The sequence below is a fragment of the Synechococcus sp. Minos11 genome (genome assembly GCF_014279855.1).
GTDB lineage: Bacteria > Cyanobacteriota > Cyanobacteriia > PCC-6307 > Cyanobiaceae > RCC307.
The window spans coordinates 778545-802688 of sequence record NZ_CP047953.1; the positions used below are offsets into that span (position 1 = coordinate 778545).

General features: G+C 61.8%; 26 protein-coding genes and 1 pseudogene. 21 read left to right on the forward strand and 6 right to left on the reverse strand.

From position 1 onward, the window contains the following. Nucleotides 1–15: 15 nt before the first annotated feature. Nucleotides 16–318: a hypothetical protein gene (locus SynMINOS11_RS04210; RefSeq protein WP_186550041.1), complete on the reverse strand. Its 303-nt coding sequence runs from the start codon at nt 316–318 to the stop codon at nt 16–18. 168 nt (nt 319–486) lie between these two features. On the opposite strand from SynMINOS11_RS04210, the gene SynMINOS11_RS04215 reads away from it, so the two are divergent. Further along, nucleotides 487–1242, forward strand: coding sequence for a BMC domain-containing protein (locus SynMINOS11_RS04215; protein ID WP_186550043.1), 756 nt, complete (start codon nt 487–489; stop codon nt 1240–1242). Here the strand turns inward: SynMINOS11_RS04215 and rdgB are convergent. Beyond that, on the reverse strand, nt 1239–1853 hold the full coding sequence (rdgB, locus tag SynMINOS11_RS04220) for an RdgB/HAM1 family non-canonical purine NTP pyrophosphatase (protein WP_186550045.1): 615 nt from the start codon (nt 1851–1853) through the stop codon (nt 1239–1241). The two genes, SynMINOS11_RS04215 and rdgB, sit on opposite strands and share 4 nt — an antisense overlap. 56 nt (nt 1854–1909) lie before the next feature. On the opposite strand from rdgB, the pseudogene SynMINOS11_RS04225 reads away from it, so the two are divergent. The 15 genes and pseudogenes from SynMINOS11_RS04225 (at nt 1910) to SynMINOS11_RS04295 (ending at nt 15824) form a co-directional block, all read left to right on the forward strand. Next, nucleotides 1910–2904 (forward strand): annotated as a pseudogene (locus SynMINOS11_RS04225) (sodium-dependent bicarbonate transport family permease). Further along, the gene (locus tag SynMINOS11_RS04230; RefSeq protein WP_186550047.1) at nt 2904–3188 is read left to right on the forward strand and encodes a P-II family nitrogen regulator; all 285 of its coding nucleotides are present in this window, start codon (nt 2904–2906) and stop codon (nt 3186–3188) included. The pseudogene SynMINOS11_RS04225 and the gene SynMINOS11_RS04230 overlap by 1 nt, the downstream one beginning before the upstream one ends. Before the next feature lie 140 nt (nt 3189–3328). Continuing rightward, nucleotides 3329–3643 (forward strand): BMC domain-containing protein, encoded by a 315-nt coding sequence (locus SynMINOS11_RS04235; protein ID WP_011935235.1) that lies wholly within the window; start codon nt 3329–3331, stop codon nt 3641–3643. A 67-nt stretch (nt 3644–3710) separates the two neighbouring features. Next, on the forward strand, nt 3711–5126 hold the full coding sequence (locus SynMINOS11_RS04240; RefSeq protein ID WP_186550049.1) for a form I ribulose bisphosphate carboxylase large subunit: 1416 nt from the start codon (nt 3711–3713) through the stop codon (nt 5124–5126). 59 nt (nt 5127–5185) lie between these two features. Next, the gene (locus tag SynMINOS11_RS04245; protein ID WP_011935237.1) at nt 5186–5527 is read left to right on the forward strand and encodes a ribulose bisphosphate carboxylase small subunit; all 342 of its coding nucleotides are present in this window, start codon (nt 5186–5188) and stop codon (nt 5525–5527) included. 78 nt (nt 5528–5605) lie between these two features. Next, complete coding sequence (gene csoS2, locus SynMINOS11_RS04250; protein WP_011935238.1) at nt 5606–7951, forward strand: carboxysome assembly protein CsoS2; 2346 nt, start codon at nt 5606–5608, stop codon at nt 7949–7951. Beyond that, nucleotides 7951–9486 (forward strand): carboxysome shell carbonic anhydrase, encoded by a 1536-nt coding sequence (locus SynMINOS11_RS04255; RefSeq protein WP_186550051.1) that lies wholly within the window; start codon nt 7951–7953, stop codon nt 9484–9486. Before csoS2 ends, SynMINOS11_RS04255 begins: the two co-directional genes overlap by 1 nt. Before the next feature lie 2 nt (nt 9487–9488). After that, nucleotides 9489–9758: a carboxysome peptide A gene (locus SynMINOS11_RS04260; protein WP_011935240.1), complete on the forward strand. Its 270-nt coding sequence runs from the start codon at nt 9489–9491 to the stop codon at nt 9756–9758. Further along, nucleotides 9758–10009, forward strand: coding sequence for a carboxysome peptide B (locus SynMINOS11_RS04265; protein ID WP_011935241.1), 252 nt, complete (start codon nt 9758–9760; stop codon nt 10007–10009). The genes SynMINOS11_RS04260 and SynMINOS11_RS04265 overlap by 1 nt, the downstream gene beginning before the upstream one ends. Before the next feature lie 50 nt (nt 10010–10059). After that, nucleotides 10060–10569, forward strand: coding sequence for a BMC domain-containing protein (locus SynMINOS11_RS13070; RefSeq protein WP_304623016.1), 510 nt, complete (start codon nt 10060–10062; stop codon nt 10567–10569). Nucleotides 10570–10574: 5 nt separating this feature from the next. Next, nucleotides 10575–11066 (forward strand): bacterioferritin, encoded by a 492-nt coding sequence (locus SynMINOS11_RS04275; RefSeq protein ID WP_186550053.1) that lies wholly within the window; start codon nt 10575–10577, stop codon nt 11064–11066. Further along, nucleotides 11063–12922, forward strand: a complete 1860-nt coding sequence (locus SynMINOS11_RS04280; protein ID WP_011935244.1) for an NAD(P)H-quinone oxidoreductase subunit F — start codon at nt 11063–11065, stop codon at nt 12920–12922. The genes SynMINOS11_RS04275 and SynMINOS11_RS04280 overlap by 4 nt, the downstream gene beginning before the upstream one ends. Further along, complete coding sequence (locus SynMINOS11_RS04285; protein ID WP_186550700.1) at nt 12919–14424, forward strand: NADH-quinone oxidoreductase subunit M; 1506 nt, start codon at nt 12919–12921, stop codon at nt 14422–14424. The genes SynMINOS11_RS04280 and SynMINOS11_RS04285 overlap by 4 nt, the downstream gene beginning before the upstream one ends. Further along, a complete protein-coding gene (locus SynMINOS11_RS04290) occupies nt 14424–15563 on the forward strand; it encodes a CO2 hydration protein (protein ID WP_011935246.1) in 1140 nt (379 codons plus the stop codon). The genes SynMINOS11_RS04285 and SynMINOS11_RS04290 overlap by 1 nt, the downstream gene beginning before the upstream one ends. A gap of 9 nt (nt 15564–15572) precedes the next feature. Further along, complete coding sequence (locus tag SynMINOS11_RS04295; protein WP_011935247.1) at nt 15573–15824, forward strand: 4a-hydroxytetrahydrobiopterin dehydratase; 252 nt, start codon at nt 15573–15575, stop codon at nt 15822–15824. On the opposite strand, the gene dnaA is transcribed toward SynMINOS11_RS04295, so the two are convergent. Then, nucleotides 15810–17195, reverse strand: coding sequence for a chromosomal replication initiator protein DnaA (gene dnaA / locus SynMINOS11_RS04300; protein WP_186550055.1), 1386 nt, complete (start codon nt 17193–17195; stop codon nt 15810–15812). The two genes, SynMINOS11_RS04295 and dnaA, sit on opposite strands and share 15 nt — an antisense overlap. A 163-nt stretch (nt 17196–17358) precedes the next feature. Here dnaA and SynMINOS11_RS04305 point away from each other — a divergent pair, with 163 nt between their 5' ends. From SynMINOS11_RS04305 to SynMINOS11_RS04315, 3 genes are read left to right on the forward strand one after another with little or no spacing between them, the layout of a single operon-like run. After that, nucleotides 17359–18435 carry a trypsin-like peptidase domain-containing protein gene (locus tag SynMINOS11_RS04305; protein WP_011935249.1) on the forward strand — a complete coding sequence of 359 codons (1077 nt, stop codon included), beginning with the start codon at nt 17359–17361 and terminating at the stop codon, nt 18433–18435. Next, nucleotides 18432–19007, forward strand: a complete 576-nt coding sequence (locus SynMINOS11_RS04310; RefSeq protein WP_011935250.1) for a TIGR04282 family arsenosugar biosynthesis glycosyltransferase — start codon at nt 18432–18434, stop codon at nt 19005–19007. Before SynMINOS11_RS04305 ends, SynMINOS11_RS04310 begins: the two co-directional genes overlap by 4 nt. Continuing rightward, nucleotides 18976–19680: a TIGR04283 family arsenosugar biosynthesis glycosyltransferase gene (locus tag SynMINOS11_RS04315; protein WP_255445487.1), complete on the forward strand. Its 705-nt coding sequence runs from the start codon at nt 18976–18978 to the stop codon at nt 19678–19680. The genes SynMINOS11_RS04310 and SynMINOS11_RS04315 overlap by 32 nt, the downstream gene beginning before the upstream one ends. On the opposite strand, the gene SynMINOS11_RS04320 is transcribed toward SynMINOS11_RS04315, so the two are convergent. Next, a complete protein-coding gene (locus SynMINOS11_RS04320) occupies nt 19681–20199 on the reverse strand; it encodes a GNAT family N-acetyltransferase (protein ID WP_186550057.1) in 519 nt (172 codons plus the stop codon). 27 nt (nt 20200–20226) lie between these two features. Here SynMINOS11_RS04320 and SynMINOS11_RS04325 point away from each other — a divergent pair, with 27 nt between their 5' ends. Further along, nucleotides 20227–20922, forward strand: coding sequence for an alpha/beta fold hydrolase (locus SynMINOS11_RS04325; RefSeq protein WP_186550058.1), 696 nt, complete (start codon nt 20227–20229; stop codon nt 20920–20922). On the opposite strand, the gene SynMINOS11_RS04330 is transcribed toward SynMINOS11_RS04325, so the two are convergent. Both SynMINOS11_RS04330 and hisG read right to left on the reverse strand, forming a co-directional pair. Beyond that, nucleotides 20895–22658 carry an ABC transporter ATP-binding protein gene (locus tag SynMINOS11_RS04330; RefSeq protein ID WP_011935254.1) on the reverse strand — a complete coding sequence of 588 codons (1764 nt, stop codon included), beginning with the start codon at nt 22656–22658 and terminating at the stop codon, nt 20895–20897. The genes SynMINOS11_RS04325 and SynMINOS11_RS04330 overlap by 28 nt on opposite strands. Continuing rightward, nucleotides 22655–23296: an ATP phosphoribosyltransferase gene (gene hisG / locus SynMINOS11_RS04335; RefSeq protein ID WP_186550060.1), complete on the reverse strand. Its 642-nt coding sequence runs from the start codon at nt 23294–23296 to the stop codon at nt 22655–22657. The genes SynMINOS11_RS04330 and hisG overlap by 4 nt, the downstream gene beginning before the upstream one ends. A 67-nt stretch (nt 23297–23363) precedes the next feature. On the opposite strand from hisG, the gene gloB reads away from it, so the two are divergent. Next, on the forward strand, nt 23364–24134 hold the full coding sequence (gloB, locus tag SynMINOS11_RS04340; protein ID WP_186550062.1) for a hydroxyacylglutathione hydrolase: 771 nt from the start codon (nt 23364–23366) through the stop codon (nt 24132–24134). Nucleotides 24135–24144 lie beyond the last annotated feature (10 nt).

Genomic DNA, 24144 nt, shown 5'->3' on the forward strand with positions numbered 1-24144 from the left:
CAGCGCAAGGGCTACTCAGCTGCGACGTAACCAGTCCGGGGCGCCGCTGAACCAATCGCCGAGATCGTCGTCGGGATTGTTGGGGGCCTTGGCGTCGCCATCCACATCACCCAAATCGAGCGCGGTCAGCAGTTGATCCACCCCCGCAGCGGCTGGGCCACGCTGAAGCCTGCGTGCTGTGCGCAACCAGCTGGCGACGGTGGCATCACGGTCGGCGAATTTCTGCACATAGATGCGATCGCCGAGGCTGACTTCGTCTTGATGGGCAATGCGCCGCAGGATTCCCTGAAGCTTGAGGCGGGTGTTGGAGGTGAGCACGGTCGCAACGTCCTCTGATTACTCCTGGTGATAGGTGTGATCAGCGCTCGTGCTGTATCGAGTCGAACGAAAAAAATATGTAGCCCTGGCCGTTAAAGTCCCCACCGACTTGGGACTCATGGCCACCTGGCGGATTTAGCTGCCGATCGATCCGCCCGGAATCTGCGCTTGGCCCAGCGCAAAGGTGGATCCTCTGTGGCGATTACCGGTACGCGGGTGGACCCCGAGGCCAATGGCCCCAGCTGCGTCACGGTGACCACCGACAGCGAAGGGCATCGGATCACCAGGCAAGGCAGTGATGTGGGCGCCATTGAGCTGCGCACCCATGTCTTTATTGATTCCCTGCAGCCCCAGTTGGCGGCCTACATGGGCACCGTCTCCCAGGGCTTTTTGCCAATCCCAGGTGATGCCTGTCTCTGGCTGGAAGTTTCGCCGGGCATGGCGGTTCACCGCGTCACCGACATTGCCCTCAAGGCCAGCACAGTCCGGCTCGGCCAGATGGTGGTGGAGCGGGCCTTTGGTTCGCTGGCTCTTTATCACCGCGACCAAAGCACGGTGCTGCATTCCGGCCAGGTGGTGCTGGAAGCCATTGGCAGCCGCATTGAACAGCGCAGCCCTTGCACCGTCACCTGGACGGAGATCATCCGGGCAATCACTCCCGACCATGCCGTGCTGATTAACCGTCTGAACCGCCGCGGCTCAATGATTCAGGCCGGCATGAGCATGTTCATCCTCGAAACCGAACCCGCCGGCTATGTGCTCATTGCCGCCAATGAAGCCGAAAAGGCCTCCAATATCACCGTTGTTGATGTCAAAGCAGTGGGTGCCTTCGGGCGTCTGACCTTGGCGGGCCGCGAGGGAGATGTGGAAGAAGCCGCGGCTGCCGCGATGCGGGCGGTGGCCAGCATCAACAGCTCCTCTTAAATCCCAAACAATTGCCGCATGTGCTCGGCGATCTGGCGCATCGCTTTGCCGCGGCTGCCCAGTTTGCTGCGTTGGTGTTGATTCATCGCGGCGTAGGTGCAAGCAGCCTCACGCACCCAGAAAATGCTGTCGTAGCCAGCATTTTGCCCTGGGCTCTGCAGCAGAATTTCGCCGCGGCAAATGCCCTCGGCTTCCAGCTTGATCTCCCCATCGGGATTGGCCACGGCCACGGCGCTGTGGAAGCTGGCACTTCGATAAGGCCCATCGCCGAGTTCCCCCAGCAGTCTTCCGATGCGCTCGTCATTGCTGCTGCCGTAGCGAGCTGAATAGAGCCCTGGCGCGCCCCCGAGGGCATCAACCGCAATGCCGGAGTCATCGGCCAAGGTCCAGTGGCCGGTGAGGCGAGCCACTTCAGCAGCTTTCAGCCGCGCGTTTTCCAGATAGGTGCTGCCTGTTTCTTCAATATCGATGCCCTCGGGCTGCTGCTGCACCCTCAGTTGCACCGGCGCCAACATCGCTTGCAATTCAGCCACCTTGCTGGGGTTGCTGCTGGCGATGATCAACAGCTCAGGTGTCGATGCGGGCACAGCTGCAGCGGAGCGGCTGCCCATTGTGGACCGTGGCCAGCCGATGGAGCGCTGATTAGACCGGGTTATTGAGAGGTGCCATGGACACAGCCCTGGTTCTGCAGAACCTGCTCTCACCAGCAATTCTGTTTTTTTCCTGGGGGTTTTTGCGGTCCTGCTGGGCTCCGATTTGGAGATTCCAGCGCCGCTGCCCAAGCTGTTTTCCCTCTACCTGCTGCTTTCGATTGGCTTTAAAGGCGGAGTCGAACTGCAAGCCAGTGGACTTGGCCCCGACGTGCTGCTGACCATTGGGGCAGCCTTGTTGATGGCGGTGCTGGTGCCATTGGCCGCTTTTGGCGTGCTTCGCACTCAGTTCGATGTGTTTAATGCGGCTGCTTTGGCTGGGGCCTACGGCTCGATCAGTGCCGTGACGTTCATCACGGCTGAAAGCTTTCTGCGGGTGCTGCAGATTCCATCTGATGGCTACATGGTGGCGGCCTTAGCGCTCATGGAATCGCCGGCCATCATCGTGGCGCTGCTGTTGGTGAAGTTGGCGGCGCAAGATCGCGGAGCTGCCGCTGAAACCGGATGGGGGTCGGTGCTGCACGAGGCCTTCCTCAACAGCTCGGTGTTTTTGCTGGTTGGCAGCTTGCTGATCGGCTTTTTGGTGGCGCAATACAGCCCCAGCGGAATCGCCAAGATGGAGCCCTTCACCGGCCAGTTGTTCTACGGAGCGCTCTGCTTTTTTCTGCTGGATATGGGCATCGTGGCGGCCCAACGGCTGGCGGATCTCCAGCAGGCCGGAGCCTTCCTGATTGGTTTTTCGCTGCTGACGCCCCTGGTCAATGCTTCTGTGGGCTTGGGGCTTGCCAGTGTTCTGCATCTCAGTCAGGGCAATGCCCTGCTGTTCATGGTGTTGTGCGCTAGCGCCTCCTACATCGCCGTGCCTGCCGCCATGCGGATGACGGTGCCGGAGGCCAATCCAAGCCTCTATATCTCGAGTGCTTTGGGGATGACTTTCCCCTTCAACATCATCGTTGGCATCCCCCTCTATCTCTCAGTTATTGAGCGCGTTCTTCCGGCGGGGGCGCTGTGATGAAACGGCTTGATCTGCTGGTCAATGAACGGGAGCTTGAGCTGTTGCTCAAGCGCTTGGAGCAAGTCGGCGTGCCCGGCTATTCGGTGAATCGCCACGTCACCGGTCGCGGCGGCAGCGGCACCGTTGTCTCCGAAGCGATGGAGTTCAGCGGCCTTGGGGCCAATGCCCATGTGATCGTTTTTTGTGATTCCTCGCTGCTCGAGTCTTTGGCGGCTGAGCTGAAGCCAGTTTTGAAGACCTATGGCGGCGTCGCGTATGTCAGCGATGCACAGCCGTTGTAACGATTCAGACAGAAATGATGAGCGCTGCTTATCTGACCCCCTTTAGACGCTGATTGGTCAGGGGTCTCAAACGTCTTGACGGATGACTGGGCCGCAGAGCAGTGTTAGCCGCGAACTTCCGCCTCTTTCTGGAGCTGGCAATGGCAACTGAAACCATGGGCATTGCCCTCGGCATGATTGAAACCCGCGGCTTGGTCCCCGCGATCGAAGCAGCTGACGCCATGACCAAGGCCGCCGAAGTGCGCCTGATCGGTCGTGAATTCGTCGGCGGCGGCTACGTCACAGTTCTGGTGCGCGGCGAAACCGGTGCTGTGAACGCAGCTGTTCGTGCTGGTGCTGATGCTTGCGAGCGCGTCGGTGACGGCCTCGTGGCAGCCCACATCATTGCCCGCCCCCACCGCGAAGTTGAGCCTGCTCTCGGCGGTAGCAGCAACTTCCTCGGCTCCAAGGACTGAGATCCAGCCGATCCGCTTCGCGGACGCTGATCCCAACCATTGATCTCATCCCATCGGAGTTATCCCTATGAGCAAGAAGTACGACGCCGGGGTAAAGGAGTACAGGGACACTTACTGGACTCCTGATTACGTTCCCCTCGATACCGACCTGCTGGCCTGCTTCAAGTGCACCGGCCAGGAAGGTGTTCCCAAGGAAGAAGTCGCCGCTGCTGTGGCTGCTGAATCTTCCACCGGTACCTGGTCCACTGTGTGGTCCGAGCTCCTCACCGACCTCGACTTCTACAAGGGCCGTTGCTATCGCATCGAAGATGTGCCTGGCGACAAAGAGGCGTTCTACGCCTTCATCGCCTATCCCCTCGACCTGTTCGAGGAAGGCTCCATCACCAACGTTCTGACCTCCCTGGTTGGCAACGTTTTTGGTTTCAAGGCTCTGCGCCACCTGCGTCTGGAAGACATCCGCTTCCCGCTGGCCTTCATCAAGACCTGCTACGGCCCGCCGAACGGCATCGTGGTCGAGCGCGACCGGATGAATAAGTACGGCCGCCCGCTGCTGGGTTGCACCATCAAGCCGAAGCTCGGCCTGAGCGGTAAGAACTACGGCCGCGTGGTCTACGAATGCCTCCGCGGTGGTCTCGACTTCACCAAGGACGACGAGAACATCAACTCCCAGCCCTTCCAGCGCTGGCAGAACCGCTTCGAGTTTGTTGCCGAAGCGATTCGCCTGGCTGAGCAGGAAACCGGCGAGAAGAAAGGTCACTACCTGAACGTGACCGCCAACACGCCGGAAGAGATGTATGAGCGCGCTGAGTTCGCCAAAGAACTCGGTATGCCGATCGTCATGCACGACTTCATCACCGGTGGCTTCACCGCCAACACCGGTCTGTCGAAGTGGTGCCGCAAGAACGGCATGCTCCTGCACATCCACCGCGCCATGCACGCGGTGATCGACCGTCATCCCAAGCACGGCATCCACTTCCGTGTGCTGGCCAAGTGCCTGCGCCTCTCCGGTGGTGACCAGCTCCACACCGGCACCGTGGTGGGCAAGCTCGAGGGTGACCGTCAGACCACCCTGGGTTACATCGACCAGCTGCGTGAGTCCTTCGTTCCCGAAGACCGCAGCCGCGGCAACTTCTTCGATCAGGACTGGGGCTCGATGCCCGGCGTCTTCGCCGTTGCCTCTGGCGGTATCCACGTCTGGCACATGCCTGCCCTGGTCACCATCTTCGGCGACGATTCCGTCCTGCAGTTCGGTGGTGGTACCCACGGTCACCCCTGGGGTTCCGCTGCTGGTGCAGCTGCCAACCGCGTGGCCCTCGAGGCTTGCGTCAAGGCCCGCAATGCCGGTCGTCACCTGGAGAAGGAGAGTCGCGACATCCTCATGGAAGCCGCGAAGCACAGCCCCGAGCTGGCTATCGCTCTCGAGACTTGGAAGGAGATCAAGTTCGAGTTCGACACTGTCGACAAGCTCGACGTCCAGGGCTGATCAAGCCATCGGCCGGTTAATGCAACCGGCCAAATCCATTTCACACACCCAGGAACAACATGCCTTTCCAGAGCACCGTGGGTGACTACCAAACAGTCGCCACCCTGGAGACCTTCGGCTTCCTCCCGCCGATGACCCAGGACGAGATCTACGACCAGATCGCTTACATCATTGCCCAGGGTTGGAGCCCGCTCATCGAGCACGTCCACCCCAGCAATTCCATGGCCACCTACTGGTCCTATTGGAAGCTTCCCTTCTTTGGCGAAAAGGACCTCAACCTGATCGTCAGTGAGCTCGAGGCTTGCCATCGCGCCTACCCCGACCACCACGTCCGGATGGTTGGTTACGACGCCTACACCCAAAGCCAGGGTTCTTGCTTCGTGGTTTTCGAAGGCCGCTGAGCCCTTCTCTGATTTCTGATCAGACCGGTCCCCGCTGCGGCGGGGACCACTTACCAAGATTTTTTTCCGGGGGCGGATATGGCAACACAATCCAGTCGTGAGGCCGCTTTGGCCCGTCGCATGGCCCTCTCCAGTGGTGGTAAGACCGCGGAGAAGCGCTTATCAACGAGTGCCGGTCGTGTGCGGACCGCTGCGGAGGCACGCCCGAGCCGTACGGAGGCTCCTGCCATCCCACCCCGTCAAGCGTCAGCCGCCGCTCCAGTCGCTGCTGCAGAGATCAGCAGCCATGCGCCGGTTCGCCGCTCAACCCCCACTCGCGTTGCGAATCCAAGCCGCGAGCTCGTATTAGCTCGCCGTGAGGCCCTCTCTCGTCGCGGCAAACGAGCTGATACCAGCAGTGATCGCAACCGCGCCGAGGCATTCCACAAAGAGCAAGCTGCCGCTCCCGCCCCTGCTGCAGCCAAAAAAGACTGCGATTGCCATAAGACCCGTTCAGACGCTCCGGCGGCAGCAGCTGCTCCTGCTCCCACCAGCTTGAGCTTGGATGCCAAATCCGCTGCTAGCAAGCGCGCGACCCCCCGCCGCGCTGCTCAGCACAACCCCAGCCGGTCACTCGTGCTGGCACGGCGGGAAGCCCAGTCCAAGCGCGGTAAGGCTGCAACCACCTCTCAGTCCAGCGGTACCGCTGCTGTGGCGCGTCAGGGCAACCCCGACATGAGCAGCCGCGAATTGGCGCTCAAGGTGCGTGAACTACGCAGCAAGAGCGGTGCTGCATCCAAATTCGGTGGCAAAGCTGCTGGTGCACCCACCCGTCCAACGGGCCCCAATCGCCATGGCGCCAAGCAAGCCGCTGCGGCTGATGCCCATTGGAAAGTTGGCGCCAGTGAGACGCTCAGCGGTCAAACCGTCACCGGGACCCAAGCCAACCGCTCGCCGAAGACCACCGGCAATGAAGCGTCCACCTGCCGTTCGATCACGGGTACTGAATACCTCGGTGCCGAAGTGTTCCAAGCGTTCTGTCAGGGGCAGCCAGCTGCTCAGCAACCCGCCAAGGTCCGCGTCACCTCCACCAGCCGCGGTAATGCGGTGACTGGTAATGAAGTCGGCCGCAGCGAGAAGGTCACCGGCGATGAGCCTGGAACCTGCAAAGCCGTGACCGGCACCGAATACATCGGCGCTGATCAAGCCTCGGCCTACTGCGGTGGTGTGACTCCCTCTGTGGCCAAGGTTGGCCGCGGGGTCACCGCGGGCGGTCAAGCCGTCTCCGGCGTGATGGTGGGCCGCAGTGAGAAGGTCACCGGTAATGAATCCGGTTCCGGTCTGCAGCTCACCGGTGATCAATACATCGGTTCAGAAGCTCCCATTGCAGGCCGCGGCCCCACCAAAGTCACCAGCCTCAACACCCTTCGGGGGACTGGTGTTACTGGAACCGCCGTTGGCCGCGCCTCCCGCATGACCGGCAACGAAGCCGGAAGCTGCCGCGCCATCACTGGCGATGAATACATCGGCTCTCAGCAATACGAGGGGTTCTGCGGCACCCGGCCTCCCGCCGAAGCTCCCAAAGTGGGCTTCAGCATCACCAACCGCAATCAGGTGGTGAGCGGCACTCGCACAGGCCGTTCGGCGATGGTTACCGGTGATGAGCCCGGCAGCTGCAAAGCCGTCACGGGTACCCCTTATGCCGGCCTTGAGCAGTCGGGTGAGTTTTGTGGCGCGCGCGCCGTGGACAGCGTGCGTGAGCGCACCCCCGTCCGTAACTCCAACCGCATGACCGGCATTCAGCCCGGAATTGGCGGTGCGATGACCGGCGCTGAGCGCGGCGCTTGTGAAGACGTCACCGGCACTCCTTATGTGGGTGCTGATCAGCAGGCTGCCAACTGCGCCTCCGGCCGCGGCGCTGATTTCCCCCAGGCACTGCAAGGTCAAAGCTGGCAGCAGTTCAGTGTTCAATCGCCGGCCCAGGCCGCCATGGATGAGCGCGCCCGCACCGGCCAGGTCACCGGCAGCACCTATGAGCAGGGTGGTCGCATCACCGGCCCCTTCGACATGGCTGGCGGCAAGGTCACCGGCACCGAGCAGTTCCGTTTTGATCGCAACGATGCCGCCGCTCTGCAGGCCAGGGTTCAAGCCCAGGCTCCAGTGTCAATGGATGAGGATCAGCGCCCCACCTCCCGGGTGACCGGCGAGGGTTCAGGCACCAAGGTCACTGGCGATGACTGGGATCGAGGCAGTCACGTGACAGGCACCGAAGGTGCCTCGGCACGCCGCCGCAACCCCTCGCGGGTCGGCCCCATGAACGCCATGGTGATGATGCAGCAGAAGCGCAACGACGAAGTTCCTTTGCCTGTGAGCCCGGTGACTGGTTCCAGCGGCAACACCGATAAGGGTTCTCTCATCACCGTTTCCGGTGGCGCACGCGGCTGATGCGTGCCCGTCGCGGCAATGTTCAGCGCCCCATGGCACCGACGGCTCCGCGCCGTCGTCCTGCCATGGTGAGCAGCCTGGCCGACCGTGCTGGCGGAAACGCCGCTGCGCGTCGACCCAGCTCAGCTGTTTGGCCGCGTGATCAACACCCCCTGAGTGATCCAACCCGTAATGCGGAGTTGCATCGTTACGAGCAGGAGGTCAAAGGAGCGTTTGATCGCATCGTTCCGGTGCTGCAGCAGCTCTCGTTTCAGCAGCATGAACCCCGTTTTCCTGAGGTTGCTCAAGCCTTGGCCCATGCGGAGCTGGGCTTTGCCTTGCCGCAGCCGATCCTCGAGAACGCCTGGGTTGGTCAACTCGACATGCGCACCCTCTACGCGTGGTGCGTGTTTGAGACCTACCAGCGCATCAGCGATCAGTTCTTTTCAGATGATCCTCTGGCGGGCAATCAAGGTGACGCCTTTGAGCAGTTCCTCTTCGACTGCGGCTTTCATCTGCTCGATATCACCCCCTGCGCCGATGGCCGCCTAGCCCATGCCATCGCCTACGCCCTGCGCATTCCGCTGAGCTGCGTTCGCCGCCGCCCCCATGCCGGGGCCCTGTTTGACATTGAGGACACTGTTGAGCGCTGGGTCAAAACCGAGCATCGCCGCTCCCGCGAGGGCTATCCCAACGCGGCCCATGACCCGACCCGCTACCTGAAGTGCGTCGTTTATCACTTCAGTTCCATCGATCCCAGCCATGAGGGCTGCGCCGCCCATGGTTCCGATGACGGGCTCGCCGTCTCCGCTGGCATGGCACGGCTCAAGGCCTTCCGTGAAGCTGTCGAAAAGGGCTTTTGTTGCGGGGCTTCCGTTGACCTGCTGTTGATCGGCCTTGACACCGACACCGATGCCATTCGCGTGCACGTTCCCGATCGCGATGGCGAGGCTTCCCTGGATCAGTGGGTGGATGCCCGCGAGCTCTATGCCCAGACCCTTGGTTTGGATTCCGCCGCTGCCCGCGCCCACATCGCAGCAGCCGTGCAAGCCGGTTGCTCTGGGCCGACCGATCTCGGCATGAACCAATTCATTGCCCGTTTGATCGAGAACAACATTTCCCAGATCGACTACGTCAAACAGTTCCACGGCGGGAACTACAGCGATGCCGGCCATGCCGAGCGCTTCATCGGTGTGGGCATTGGTTTTAAGGAGATTCATCTGCGCAACCTCACCTACTTCGCCCACCTCGACACGGTGGAGGAGGGAGCTCCGGATCTCGATGTCGGCATCAAGATCTTCAGCGGTCTCAATGTCACCCGCGGACTGCCCATCCCCGTGGTGGTGCGTTTTGACTACCGCGGCAGTGTGCCGGGAGCCCGCGAGCGCGCCATCGCCAACGGTGAGCGGGTCATGGCGGCGATGCAAAACCGCTACAGCGATCTCTTTGAGAAGGGCCTGCTGCATCTGTTGCTGTCGGTCCGCGACCGCAACCACTTCGTGCCGTCTGAAACGGTACGGTCCACCATCACCATCCCCACCCCAGGAGGTCACTGAGCATGATCATCGTCAAGGTCATCAAGCCACTGGTCTCCACGAACCGGATTCCAGATTTTGAGCACAAGCACCTGCAGGTCGTTCAAGACGGCAGTTCCAAAAAAGTGGCGGTTGATGCTGTTGGCGCTAAGCCAGGCGACTGGGTCATTTGCGTCGGTAGTTCAGCGGCCCGTGAAGCGGCTGGGAGTAAGTCCTACCCCAGCGATTTAACGATTGTCGGGATCATCGATCACTGGGACCCCGATGCGCCCAAACCGGCGGAAGCGAGCTGATGGAAATCATGCAAGTGGTGGGGTCGTTGGTGTGCAGCTATCGGGTTGGTGGGCTCGATCACATGAATCTGCGCGTCTTGGAGAACAACAAGGGCAAGCAGTTAGTCGCCGTTGACCCGGTGGGGGCTTCCCCAGGGAACTGGGTCTTCACTGCTAGTGGTTCGGCGGCCCGCTTTGCTTGCCCGGATCCAACGGTGCAAACCGATCTCACCATCGGCGGAATCATTGATTTCTGGGCTCCCGACGGCTGACCCGGATCTCACCCCTCCCCTCTTGATCCCCTCGACACCTCCAGCACCCCATGGCCACTCCGACTCCCCGTAAACCCTCTAGCGGTAGCAGCTCACCTCGGGCTCAAAGTGCAGCCCCTGGCGCCAATCAGCCCGCCAAGGCTCTGCCCCCCGCAGAAGCCACCACTCAAAAGGCAGCGGCTAAGCCGGCGGCCACAGCCAAGCCCAGGACCACCCCAGCCCGGAAGCCTCCAGCGCGTCAGAGCGCAGCAGCCACATTCGATCGGGTGCAGGGGATTGCCCTGGGGATGATTGAGACCCGCGGTCTGGTGCCTGCGATCGAGGCGGCTGATGCCATGACCAAGGCCGCTGAAGTGACGATGATTGCTCGGGAGTTTGTAGGCGGCGGTTACGTCACCGTGATGGTGCGCGGCGAGACCGGTGCAGTGAATGCGGCGGTGCGTGCTGGCGCCGATGCCTGTGAGCGGGTTGGTGATGGCCTGGTGGCCGCCCACATCATTGCCCGCCCCCATGGGGAGGTTGAGCCTGCCTTAACCGCGAGCGGACAACGCCGTAGCTGATCCCGATGGCGCGCCAGCTCCACCACCGTGTTCTGGCGGCTTTGGGTCAGGCGTTAAGCCTGGAACTCACAGCCGTTCAGCAGTATCTGACCCATGCCGCTTTGCTGGAGGCCTGGGGAGATCCGCTGACGGCCGATCGTTTTCGCCAAGAAACGGTGGAGGAGATGCGCCACAGCGAGCGCATCATCCAGCGGATGGTGAGCCTGGGCCTGGCCCCGGCGGCGTCCCAGCTGCAGCCGGTAGCAACGGCTACCGATCTGCGCGGTCTGCTGGAGGCAAACACCCTCCTCGAAGATCAATTGGTGCGCCATTACGCCGAGGCCCAGCGCTTCTGCCAGTTGGTTGGTGATGCCGAGCAGGCTGCTTTTTTCTCTGAGCTGCTGGCCGAAGAAACCGCACACGCCCAGGATCTTGCCCAATGGTTGCGGGAGCTAAACGGTCCCGGCGTTAACTCGATACATTCTCCTGACTTGCGACCCCCAGCCCGCGCCGCTTGAACGCCCATCTCCCACTGTCCATCCAGCTCTCATGGCTGATTCCGTTGTACGGATTCAGCGGAGTGCTCCTGTCGCTGCCCTGGGCGACCGGTTGGGTGAAGCGCAACGGCCCGCGCCCTGCCGCCTACTTGAACCTGTTGATGACCGTTCTGGGAGTTGCCCACGGCAGCTTGATCTTGGCTTGGGTTCAGCAGAACGGTGGTGTGGTGATCGAGTGGCCCTGGTTTGAAACCTCTGGCCTGGATTTGCGCATTGGCTTTGACCTGAGCCTCACCAACCTGGCGGCCCTGGAGTTCGTCACGATCATGAGCCTGCTGGGGCAGGTGTTTGCCCTCGGCTATCTCGATAAGGAGTGGTCATTAGCCCGCTTCTATGCGCTGCTGGGCTTCTTCGAGGGGGCGATGGCTGGCGTGGTGCTGAGCAGCAACTTGTTCTTGAGCTACTTCGTGCTCGAGATGCTCACCCTCTCCACCTATCTGCTGGTGGGCTTTTGGTACGCCCAGCCCCTGGTGGTCACCGCTGCCCGCGACGCGTTCCTCACCAAGCGCGTGGGTGATGTGCTGCTGTTGATGAGTGTGGTGGCTCTTGCTGCCTGGGCTGGATCCCTGGATTTCGAAGATCTCTATGCCTGGGCTGCGCAAGTGAAAGCCGATGGCTCGGTGAGTCCCTTGCTTGGCACGTTGATCGGCTTGGGTTTGATTGCCGGCCCCATGGGCAAATGTGCCCAGTTCCCTATGCACCTCTGGCTGGATGAAGCCATGGAGGGTCCCAATCCTGCGTCGATTTTGCGCAATTCAGCGGTGGTCACCTGTGGAGCCTTGGTGCTGCTCAAGGTCATGCCGCTGCTGCAGCTCTCTCCAGTGGCCATTGATGTGTTGCTGATCGTGGGCACCATCAGCGCCATTGGTGGCGCGCTGGTGGCGATTGCCCAAGTTGATATCAAGCGGGCGTTTTCCTACGGCACCACCTCTTATCTGGGGTTGGTGTTCGTGGCTATTGCTGTGCAGCAACCGATCGTTGCGGTGCTGCTGCTGTTTGCCCATGGCCTGGCCAAGGCGTTGATCTTCATGAGTGTGGGCAGCGTGATTGCCACCACCAACTGCCAAGACATCACCGAGCTGGGTGGTTTGGGCCCACGCATGCCAGCCACCACAGGCAGCTACTTGATTGCGGGAGCTGGCCTCACCGGGGTTCTGCCTTTGGGCTGTTTTTGGTGTTTTGGTTTGTTGGTGGATGGGCTCTGGCCCAATTACCCCTGGCTGGTGCCTGTTGTTCTGCTCACCAACGCCCTCACGGCCTTCAATCTGGTGCGGGTGTTCCGCCAGGTGTTCCTCGATAAGCCCCATCCCAAAACCAAGCGCACACCTGAGGTGAATTGGCTGATGGCCCTGCCGATGGTGAGCCTGGCCGTGGTGGTGTTGCTGGTGCCCCTGATCTTCCACCGCATCTACCCCATTGCTGGGGTCGAAGTGGTGACCATGGTCAGCATGGTGGCGGTGGTGGTCAGCAGCCTGGTTGGGGTGGCATCGGCTGCGGCCATCTCACTGGATAAATTCGGCTCACGCTCTGTTTTCAAGCCTCTGCGAACCCTGCAGGATTTGCTGGCGTACGACTTCTACACCGAGCGTTTTTATCGCTCCACCGTGGTGGCATTTGTGGCTTTTTTGGCCCGCATCACCGATGCCTTCGATCGCTTGCTGCTCAACCGCTTTGTGAATCGCATCGGCAGCAGTTCCATGGTGTCGGCTGAAGGTCTGCGACTTGCCGTCAGTGGGCAGACCCAGTCCTATGTGCTGACGGTTCTGCTGGCCATCGTGCTGCTGCTCTCAGCGCTGGTTTGGTGGAGGGCTGCCTGATGCTCACGGCTCTGTTACTGATCCCCTTCCTTGGGGGCCTGCTGCTGCTGCTGCTGCCCTCCAGCGTGGCTCCTGTGCGCATGCGCAGCGTGGCGATCGTGTTCTTGTCGTTGCAGCTGCTGCTTTCGGTGGCGCTGTTGATTCCGTTTGACCCGTCGGTAGGAACGCCCCAGCTGGTGGAGTTCACCCCTTGGGTCAGCCGCATTGGTTTGGATTACCGCCTGGCGGTGGACGGCCTGTCGCTGCCGTTGATCCTGATCAACGCCGCGTTGACGTTGGTTTCGGCGGTTTGCACCCGCGATTTTGACCAGCGTCCGCGCATCTACTTCTCAATGCTGCTGCTGATTAGCGGCGCCGTGAACGGAGCCTTTTTGGCCGACAACCTGCTGCTGTTCGTGATCTTTTACGAGCTGGAGCTGATCCCTCTATGGCTGCTGATCGCGGTTTGGGGCGGTGCCAATCGGGGCTATGCCTCCACCAAGTTTTTGATCTTCACCGCGGTTTCAGGCTTTTTGATCCTGGCGGCCTTCTTCGGTTTGGCCCTGGTCAGCGGCAGCGTCAACTTCAACATCACCCCAGCGCTCACTGAAAACTTGCCCGTGGCCACGCAGCTGGTGCTGTTGGTCACGCTGCTGATTGGCTTTGGTATCAAGATTCCGCTGGTGCCCTTCCACGTCTGGCTACCGGATGCCCACACCCAGGCCTCAACGCCGGTGTCAGTGATGTTGGCCGGTGTCTTGCTCAAGCTCGGCACCTATGGCTTGCTCCGCTTTGGCCTTGGCCTGTTCCAAGAGGTTTGGCCCTTGGTGGCCCCCTGGCTGGCGATTTGGGCGGCGATTTCGGTTCTGTATGGATCGCTGGCGGCCATTGCCCAGAGCGACATGAAGCGGATGGTGGCGTTTAGCTCGGTGGGTCACATGGGCTACGTGTTGCTTGCCGCTGCGGCAGCCACGCCCACCGCCTTGTTGGGGGCTGTGTTCCAGATGGTGAGCCACGGCGTGATCTCAGCCCTGCTGTTCCTTTTGGTGGGCACCGTTTATCGCAAAACCGGTACGCGTGATCTCAGTGTGATCCGCGGGTTGTTAAATCCTGAGCGCGGTTTACCTCTCACCGGCACCTTGATGATTCTTGGGGTGATGGCCAGTGCCGGACTGCCTGGCATGGCCGGATTCATCTCTGAATTCCTGGTGTTCCAAGGCAGTATCCAAACCTTCCCGTTGGCCACTTTGCTCAGCATGGTGGGGTCTGGCCTGACGGCGGTGTATTTCCTCCTGCTGGTGAACCGCGCGTTCTTTGGTCGTTTGGCGGTGACTCCGGTCGAAGATCCAGTGGCCCATGGCCGTTTGGATGTGCAATTGGCCGCTGTGGCTCCGCGGGAAACCATTCCGGCCGTGGCGTTGGCCCTCTCGGTGGTGGGCCTGGGTTTGATCCCTTCGGCCCTCTCACGCCTCAGTGATTCCGCCACGCAACTGATGGCGCAACTGCCAGGAGGTATGGGCTAATGCCAGTCATTCCAGCCGAGCAGGTCCACGCCGGGCCCCATCCAACCCAGGAGCAGATTGTTCAAACCCTGCTCGCCGGCCAAACCCTGCTGGATGACACGCCGGATCATGTGATCCAGGTGGTCGACGTGCTCAAAAGCTATGGCGAGGTGCTGGATGCCTACAGCATCAATCTCATCTACCAAGCCGAAGAGCAGTTCCTCAATCCCTTCCCGGTTCTGAAATACCTCGACGGGGATGTCTCGCCGGCCAAGTTGTGGCGCCATTTTTGGCACGATCGCATCAACTTTGAATACGCCGAGTACTGCATGAAGGCCATGCTTTGGCATGGCACCGGTGGTTTGGACGAGTATCTCGATTCGCCTGAATTCGCGAGCAATTGCGAGGCGATCATTGCCTGCAAGCGCCGGCGTGATCCCCTGCAAGGGCTGCTGCATCCCCTCTTCCCTCAGTTCCTGCCTGAACTGATTCGCACCGCTGCCACCACCCATGCCTTGGGGCAGTTTTGGCGGGTCATGAGCGATTTGTTCATTGACCTTGCTGAAGCCGAAGCCAACGGTGAGGTGACCTCCATCGCCGGGGTGGTGGATTTCATTCGTGATCGGCTGGTGGCCGCTGCTGGCAACCCGATCACCTACAAGGTCCGCATCGCTGGGCAAGACTTCTGGGTGCTGCCGCCTGAGGCGGGGCTCACCTTCCTGGTGGACGTGGCTGTTCCTTATGTGGAAGCCGTGTTCTTGCGCGGTACCCCGTTCCTGGGAACCGTTTCTTTCAATGCCCAGGCCAAGCAGATTTCAGCGGATCAATCGAGCTTTAAGTACGGCGCCCTCTACGCCGATCCTCTGCCGAGCATGGGCGCTGGCATCCCCCCAAGCCTTTGCATGCAAGACATGTACCGGCACCTGCCGGAGCGCCTGCACAACTGGTATCAGAACTGCACCAGGGGTGAAGGCGATGTGCGCGTAAAGATCTGCCAGAGCTTCCAAAAGTCGATGTTCTGCGTCACCAATGCCGCCATCAAAGGCACCTTCCCGCACCCCCTCGACAGCACTGATCAGGCTGAACAAGAGGCCAATGCTGCCTACGCCAACGCCTGGGCGAGCCGGCTGGTCGTCGCCCGCACCAACGCCCTGGGGTAGGTTCCAGAAATGGACCAACCCTGGACATTGCGCAAGCGCCCAGAGCGTTTAGAGCGCCGCATTGAGTTTGCGGATTACGAGCAAACCCGCGATTTTCTCGAGCAACTCAACAGCCTTTCGGAGCAGCAATCCCGCTACCCCGACATCAGCTTCGGCCGCACCTACGTCAACCTGACCATCGCGCCGGAGTCCGGTGAGGAGATCACTGAGGCCGACCATCAGCTGGGCGCTCAGATCGACAGCCTCTTACCGGCGTCTTGAATTGATCTGCAGCAGGTCTTTGACCTGTTGCACCTGTGAGGCCAAGGCTGGATTGCTGGCCAGTTTCTTTTCAACCTGCTGCACCGCATACATGACGGTGGTGTGGTCTTTGCCGCCGAAGTGATCGCCAATTTTGGGAAGACTCAGGTCGGTGCACTGACGCATTAAGTGCATGCCCACTTGGCGAGCCTGGCTAACCGCGCGTTTGCGGCTGCTGCTGCACATGTCTTCGGTGCTAACGCCAAACACCTCGGCCACCTTCTCCAGCACGACCTTGGGGTTGATGTCTCCTTCTGGCATGCCAGTGCCCAGTAGAGGCGCCACGGCATCGACTGTCATCGGCAGACCCGTAATCGAGGCAAAGGCCACGGCTCGGGTGAGGGCACCTTCCAATTCGCGGATGTTGGAGGTGAAGCGCCCGGCGATGTACTGGATTAGATCGCGGGGTAACCGCATCTGTTCCTGCTCAGCTTTTTTCTGCAAGATCGCCATGCGGGTTTCCAGATCGGGCGCCTGGATGTCGGCGATCAGCCCCATGGAGAAACGCGAGATCAAGCGTTCTTGTAGGCGCTGGATTTGGCTGGGGGGCCGGTCGCTGGCGATCACGATTTGGCGGCCTGCTTCATGCAAGGCGTTGAAGGTGTGGAAGAACTCCTCTTGGGTGTATTCCTTGCCCTCGATGAACTGAATGTCATCGACCATGATCAAATCCGCGGCCCGGTAGCGATCGCGGAAGGCCTGCATGCCGTCTTTGCGAATGGCCAGGATTAAGTCATTGGTGAACGTCTCTGTTGAGACGTAAAACACACGCGAGTCGGGATCAATTTCGAGGCGGTAGTGGCCAATCGCCTGCATGAGGTGAGTCTTGCCAAGCCCAACGCCTCCACACAGGAACAGCGGGTTGAACTCACGTCCTGGTGACTCGGCAACCGCTAGTGCCGCCGCGTGGGCCATGCGGCTGTTGGGGCCCACAACAAAACGTTGGAAGGTGTAACGGGGATTGAGGTTGGATTTCTGGCGTGTTTTGGGTGTTCCCGGCTGACTGACCGGCAGCGGCGTTGGAGCTGGAGCTGGCGTGGCTTCAACGCTGCCAACCGGTTCACTGCTGGCTTCATCACCAGCTTGGATTTGCACTTCCACCGGCCCGCCACTGATGGCGCTGGCCACTTCAGCGATCAAGCCCAGGTAGTTGCGCCGCAGCCAGCCGGCGGCAAATGGGTTGGGAGCTTCCAGCACCAGGCGGCGCTGTTCAGCGCTGACGCAAACGGCTGGACGGATCCAAGTTTCAAAAGTTGGCTTGCTCAGGTTCGACTGCAGCTCAGCTCGGACCTGATCCCAGAGATTGCTGTTGGGAACTGGGGAGGCCGCCACGTGAAGAACCGATCGACCCGCCAGGGAGACCGAATATAGGGGGCGCGGCGGCGACCAACTGACTAACGCGATACTGATCTGAAGTGTCATACCGCTGCCCCCTTTCAGAGCCTTGTCCCGATCCTTTTTTGTCTCTGCGAGCTCCCTGACCGCCCTGGCTGGTATGGCCGTTCTGATGGGCTGCCAGGGCGGCGTGCGGCAGCAGCGGGATGCTCAAGTCCCCGTGATCAGTGATGCGCCGGCGGCGGCGCCGTTGAAGCCGGGCACCAGCTTTGTGGCCGATGCGGTGGCCAAGGTGGGGCCAGCGGTGGTGCGCATCGACACGCGCCGCCAGGTGGCGAACCCCATGGGCATGTTTGGTGGTGGCCCTCCGGTGCAGCAGCAACAGGGCCAGGGTTCAGGTTTCATCACCCGCTCCGATGGTGTGTTGCTCACCAATGCCCATGTGGTGGAAGGAGCCGGCACGGTCACGGTGACCTTGCCCGATGGACGCAGCTTTCCCGGCAAGGTTCTCGGCGCAGACACCTTGACCGATGTGGCCGTGGTCAAGGTGGCAGCCCAAGGGCTGCCTGTGGCACCGCTTGCCAATTCAGCTGATGTCAGGCCGGGTCAGTGGGCCATTGCCATCGGCAACCCCCTGGGGCTCGACAACACGGTGACGATGGGAATCGTCAGTGCCATTGCACGCCATAACGCCCTTGGCGGCGGGCAGCGGGTGGCTTACATCCAGACCGATGCCGCTGTGAACCCTGGCAACAGCGGCGGCCCGCTGATCAATGATCGCGGCCAGGTGATTGGCATGAACACCGCCATCCGCCAAGCCCCAGGGGCAGGCCTGAGTTTTGCTATCCCGATTAACAAGGCCAAGCAGGTGGCCCAGCAGATCCTGCAGCGCGGCCGCGCCAGCCATCCCTATCTGGGGGTGCGCTTGCAGGCCCTAACGCCGCAGCTGGCCCGTGAGGTCAATGCCACCGGGAATCCATGCCAGTTGCCGGAGCGCAAGGCGGCTTTGATCGTTGATGTGGTGGCTGGCACGCCAGCTGCTGCTGCTGGCCTTAAAACCTGTGATCTGATCACCGCCATCGGAAAGAAATCAGTGAAGACTCCTTCGGAGGTTCAGCTGGCGGTGGAGGCCGCCAAGGTGGGCGAGCCTTTGGCCGTGACGATTGAGCGTGATGGTGAGCCTCAGACCCTCGAGGTGAATCCCGCTGAGCTGCCCCAATCCCCGAAGCGCAATTGAGCCTTGCGCTGATTGTTTTGGCTCGTCAGCCCAGTCCAGGGCGCTGCAAGCGCCGCTTGGCGGCAACGATTGGCGATCAATCAGCAGCGCGCATTCAGCAGCGCTTGCTGGCTCACACCGTGGCCGTTGCCCGCCAATGGCAACACACCCAAGCCGGCGCTGTGGTGAGCCTTTGCCTTGGGCATCACCAGGGATCTGGTGGCTTGGGGCTGCGCATGCAACGCCAGCTGGGACGCGCGGTGCGCGCCGGCGCCAGGGCGGCGGTGCTGGTTGGTTCCGATTTGCCAGGCTTGAGTGTTCAGCAGATTCAGCAGGCCTTCAGCGCTCTGCACCACGCTCCATTGGTTTTGGGCCCGGCCTGTGATGGTGGGTATTGGTTGGTGGGCTTAACAGCGGCAGGGCAACGTCAGCAGCGCGGCCGGTTGTTCAGTGGCATTGGCTGGGGCGGCAGTGAGGTGTTGCAGCAAACTCTGCAGCGGGCGGCTGCGCTGCAATGGAGCCCCCAGTTGCTGCGCTGGCAAAGCGATCTCGATCGCATCGATGACATGGCGCCTTGGCATGGTGCGGCCTGATCCCAGCGATCGCTCCCAGTGGAGTGTGGTGATCCCGGTGCTCCAGGAGGCCCAGCAGCTGCCATCACTGCTGGCGCAATTGCAAGGGCCAGAGGAGGTGTGGGTGGTTGATGGTGGCAGCCGCGATGGCAGCGGTCAGATCGCCCGTTCGATGGGCGCCCATTGGCTGCGCTCAGCGGCGAGTCGCGGCGTGCAATTGCGTCTTGGTGCTGCCCAGGCCACACGCCCTTGGCTGTTGTTTTTGCATGCCGATGCCCGGTTGCCGAGCCACTGGTCCTCGGCTTTGGCACGGGTGTTGCATGATCCAGCCGTGGCTGCTGCCGCCTTTCGCCTCAGGGTGAATGGACGCGGTTGGAAGATGCGCTTGCTGGAGCAGCTCGTGGATTGGCGCTGCCGTTGCCGTGGTTTGCCCTATGGCGATCAAGGGTTGGCGATGGCAGCCGATGTCTACCAGCGATCGGGTGGTTACCAACCGATTCCCCTGATGGAAGACCTTGAGTTGGTCCAGCGTCTGCATCGCCATGGCCGAGTTGTACAGGCGCCTGCCGCTGTGCAGGTCAGCGCGCGCCGCTGGCAACGGCTGGGGGTGTGGCGCAGCAGCTGGCGGAATGCGCAATTGCGCCGGGCTTGGCGCCAGGGGGTTCCGATCGACCAGTTGGCGGGCCGCTATTGATTAGCGGGCGTACCAGAACACGCAGCGCTCACCGCGGGGCTCCAGATCCCAGCCCTGGGCTTTGTAGAAGCTCACCACGTTGGCATCGGCAAACAGGGTCACCTTTTCCACCTCCATCGCCCGCAAGCGCTCCAGCAGCACCTGCATCAGGCCTTTGCCCAAGCCAGCGCCTTGGTAGAGGGGGTGAATCGCTAGATCCCAAATCGTGGCGTCGAGTACGCCATCACCGGTGCAGCGAGCAAAGCCGATCAACTTGGGCACCCGAGGGTCGTGGCGCCAGAGGCCAACCACCAGCAGCGAGTTGTTGAGGGCTTTGCGTACCCGCCTCAGGGGACGGCGGCTCCAGCCCACGGCATCACAGAGCTGCTCGAGTTCCACCATGTCGACTTCGCGCTCAAAACTGGTGACCAGCCGCAAATTGGGATTGCAGGTGGCCAGTTCGCGCCAATCTTTGCCGTAGAGCTGATCGAGCAGCGGCTCCGCCTGCCAGGCTGGATTGGCTGCCAGTGAGGAGGCCATGGGACCTGGGCTGCCGGCCAGCACCGGATGAGTGAGAGCACCAACTTACGAGAACCGCACGCCCAACTGGTGATGGCCCATGGTTGGCTGTTGCGTGGGCGCATTTGGCAGCCCTTGCAGCAGCAGCTTGAGCCGCAGTGGTCCTGCTGGGCGCCTGATCTGCCGGGCTTTGGCTCCGCTCAACGCCCCCCAGGCCTGAGCCCAACCCTGCCGGCCTACGGCCGTTGGCTGGCGCAAGAAGCCAAACAGCGTGCTGCCGGTGTCCCTCTGGTGCTGCTCGGCCATTCGCTCGGCGGCAGTGTTGTGCTCCATGCCGCTGCCTTGCTGGGGGATCAACTCCAAGGGATCGTTTTGCTGGGCTGTGGCGGTGGGGTTTACCAACGCAGGCCTTTTGCGCGATTGCGCCAGGTCGGCTGTGCCCTGTCGTGGTTCCAGGGCGATCGCCGTGCTGCTCGAGGCCTGCTGCTCAACAGCACCCAGCGCCGAGCGGTGGCTGGCTTGCCCAAGTTGGTGTCGCAACTGGCCATGCCAAGCCTCTGGATCGGTGGCGGCAACGATCAGGTGATGCAGCCCGTCTATGTGCGGCACTTGGCTGGCTATGCGCCGGATCATCAGATCGAGGTGCTTCCAGGCGCGGGGCACTTGCCCATGCGTGATCAACCGGCTGCCTTGGCTGAGGTGCTGATTCCTTGGCTTCAGAGGCTGGCCAGTCCCCGCTCTTGAAGTTCCGCAAGCTGGGCGTAGAGGCCCCCTTGGCGGCGCAGTTCCTGGTGGGTTCCCTCCTCCACGAGCCGGCCCCGCTTGAGCACCAAAATGCGATCACTGGCTTCCACCGTGGCAAGCCTGTGGGCGATCACGATCGCGGTGCGCCTGTTGAGCACCCGCTCCAGATCCCGTTGCAAAGTGGCTTCGGTGCTGGGGTCCATAAAGGCGGTGGCCTCATCCATCACCAACACCGATGGATCGCGCAGGGCTACACGGGCCACGGCCAGCAGTTGCCGTTCGCCCGAGCTGAGGTTGCCTCCGCGTTCACGCAGTGGTGTGTCGAGTCCTTGCGGCAGCCGTTGCAGCAAGGGATTTAGGCCCAGGTCGGCGCAGATCTGCTCCAGTTCGGCCCTGGGGCGCTGGGTGTCCAGCATCAGGTTGTCGGCCACGCTGCCGCTGAAGAGGAACGTGTCTTGCAGCACGACACCCAAGCGTTTGCGCAGGGTGGTGATCGGTAGATCGCGGATATCCACTCCATCGAGAAGGATGCGTCCCTGCTGCGGTTCATAGAGCCGGCACAACAGCCGGATCACCGTGCTTTTCCCTGAGCCGGTGGGCCCCACCAGGGCCACATGTTCGCCGGCTCGGATGTGCAGATTCAGGTTCTGGAGAATCGGCTCATCGGGCCGGTAGGCAAAGCAAACATCGTCAAAAATCACCTCCCCCTGCGTTTGCAAGCTGCTGGAGCGGCCGCGGTCAACGATCTCCTGATGTTCATCAAAGAGTTCGCCAATGCGTTCCACCGCGGTGAGTCCGGCTTGGAACTGGGTGAAGCGCTCCGCCAGCTGCCTCAGGGGATCAAACAGCCGCTGGGCATACAGGATGAAGGTGGTGAGCACCCCCAGGCCCATGGCTTCGGCTGACACCAAGCTGCCGCCCACGGCAAGCACCAGCGCCACAGCCGCCAATGACACCCACTCCAGCAACGCTGAGATGGAGCTATCAAAAAAGATGGTGCCGTTGACGGCCTTGCGATACAGCGCATTGGTGCTGCCAAAGCGCTCGCTGTTGAGGCGTTCGCGGCGGAACATCTGCACCACCTCCAGCCCCTGGAGGTTCTCCTGCAGGTCGGCGTTGAGTTGGCTGAGCTCTTCGCGCACGCGGTAATTGGCCTTGCGGTAGCGCTGCTGCAGGGTGATCACCAACCAGGTCAGCGGCGGCTGCAACAGCAGCAACAGCAACGCCAACCGCCATTCCACCGTCAGCATCAAGGTGGCGATCACCAGCAGGGTCACCACATCGCCGAGCACGCCGATCGCGCCACTGCCAAAGACTTCAGCCAACGCATCAACATCGCTCGTCAGCCTGGTGAGCAACTTGCCGACTGGGGTGCGGTCGTGAAAGCGCAGTGAGAGATCCAGGGAGTGGCGAAATAGGTCGACCCGCAATCGGGCTGTGAGCCGTTGACCGATGCTTTGCACTAAAAAGCTTTGGCTGCCCTGTAGGGCCAGGCGGAACAACACGGCCGCCAGCAACAGGCCAATCAGGCTTTGCAAGGCTGCGCTTTGCTCCATGGCCTGCAGCCAGCCCCAGGCGTTTTCGCCGCGCAGCACGGCGATCACCTGGCCCACCAGCAATGGCTGCACAGCCAGGGCGCCCGAGAGGGGCAGCAACAGCAGCAGGGCGGTGAAGAGCCGGCGGCGATCGCGGCGCAGGTAGGGCAGCAAACGCCGCAGGCGTTTGAGATCACTCATGGGGTAACGCCTTGGCCCTCCATGGCCTGCACCAGCTCATTGAGCTCGCCGGTGTCGAGGCGGAGGGCCAAGGGATTGCCAATCAAGCGCGCGGTGCTGTGGAAGAGGTCTTCAATGGCAATCAAGCCGTTGTCCCGCAGGGTGCGGCCTGTGGCAACCAGATCCACGATCGCTTCGGAGATGCCCGTGATCGGCCCCAATTCCACCGAGCCGGTGAGGTGAATCAGCTCAACCGGCAGGTCCAGTTGGTTGAAGAATTCCTGGGCTGAGTTGGTGAATTTGCTAGCCACACGGCAGTGGGCCGGCAGGTCGCTAGCGCGGCGGTAGGGGCTGCTTTCTTTGACGGCAACGGCCATGCGGCAGCCGCCAAAGCCCAGGTCGAGCAGCTGGGCCACCGTGCGTTGCTGCTCTTTGAGTACGTCGTAGCCCACGACCCCTAACTGGGCCTGGCCATAGGCCACATACACCGGCACATCCCCATTGCGCACCAGCAGGGCCCGGGCGCGGCCGCAGGCGCTGGGCAGCATCAACTGGCGGTTGTCGGCCGCGGTGATGGCGCTGAAGTCGAGGCCGGCTGCAGCAAAGCGGGCCACCGAATCCTTCAGCAGGGCGCCTTTGGGCAGAGCGACGGTGAGCATGCTGTTTGCGCTCCAGCGCTGGACTTTAACGAGCAGCCTTCACACTGGTGAGAGAAGCCTCGTCTGCGTGGAGATCCAGCGGCTACCCGTGCTGCGGGACAACTATGTGTTTGTGCTGGTGGATCGCGCTGCCGCCGCCGCCGCCGTTGTTGATCCAGCGGTGGCCGAACCGGTGATTGCGGCCTTGGAAGCCCAACAGCTCCAGCTCAGCGTGGTGCTGCAAACCCACCACCACAACGATCACATTGGCGGCACCCCAGCGCTGCTCAGCCGCTGGCCTGGCGCTCAGGTTTGGGCTGCGGCCTCCGACCGCGCTCGCATCCCCTTCCAAACCGATGGGCTGCGCGGGGGGGATCAACGGCTGCTGTTCCACCGCCCAGTGCAGGTGTTGGAGGTTCCAGGCCACACCCGCGATCACATCGCCTTTTTCTTCCCGGCTAGCGGCGGGGAAGGCCCTGAACTGTTTTGCGGCGACACCCTGTTTGCCGGCGGTTGCGGGCGGCTGTTTGAAGGCACCGCCGAGCAGATGCTGCGCTCCCTCGATCAGTTGAGCGGCTTGCCGGAAGCCACCCGGATCTGGTGCGCCCATGAGTACACAGAAGCCAACTTGCGCTTTGCGATCACCCAGGAGCCAGGCAACCCAGCCCTGCAAGAACGATTTCAGCTGGTGCAAGCGATGCGTGCGGCTGGGGAAGCCACAGTTCCATCGTCGGTGGCCCTCGAGCGCGCCACCAATCCCTTTTTGCGCTGCCGTGAAGCGTCCCTGCAGCAGGTCAGTGGGTGCTGTGAACCCGCCTTGGTGTTGGCCGAAATCCGGCGCCGTAAAGACGTGTTCTGAGCTGGGAAGT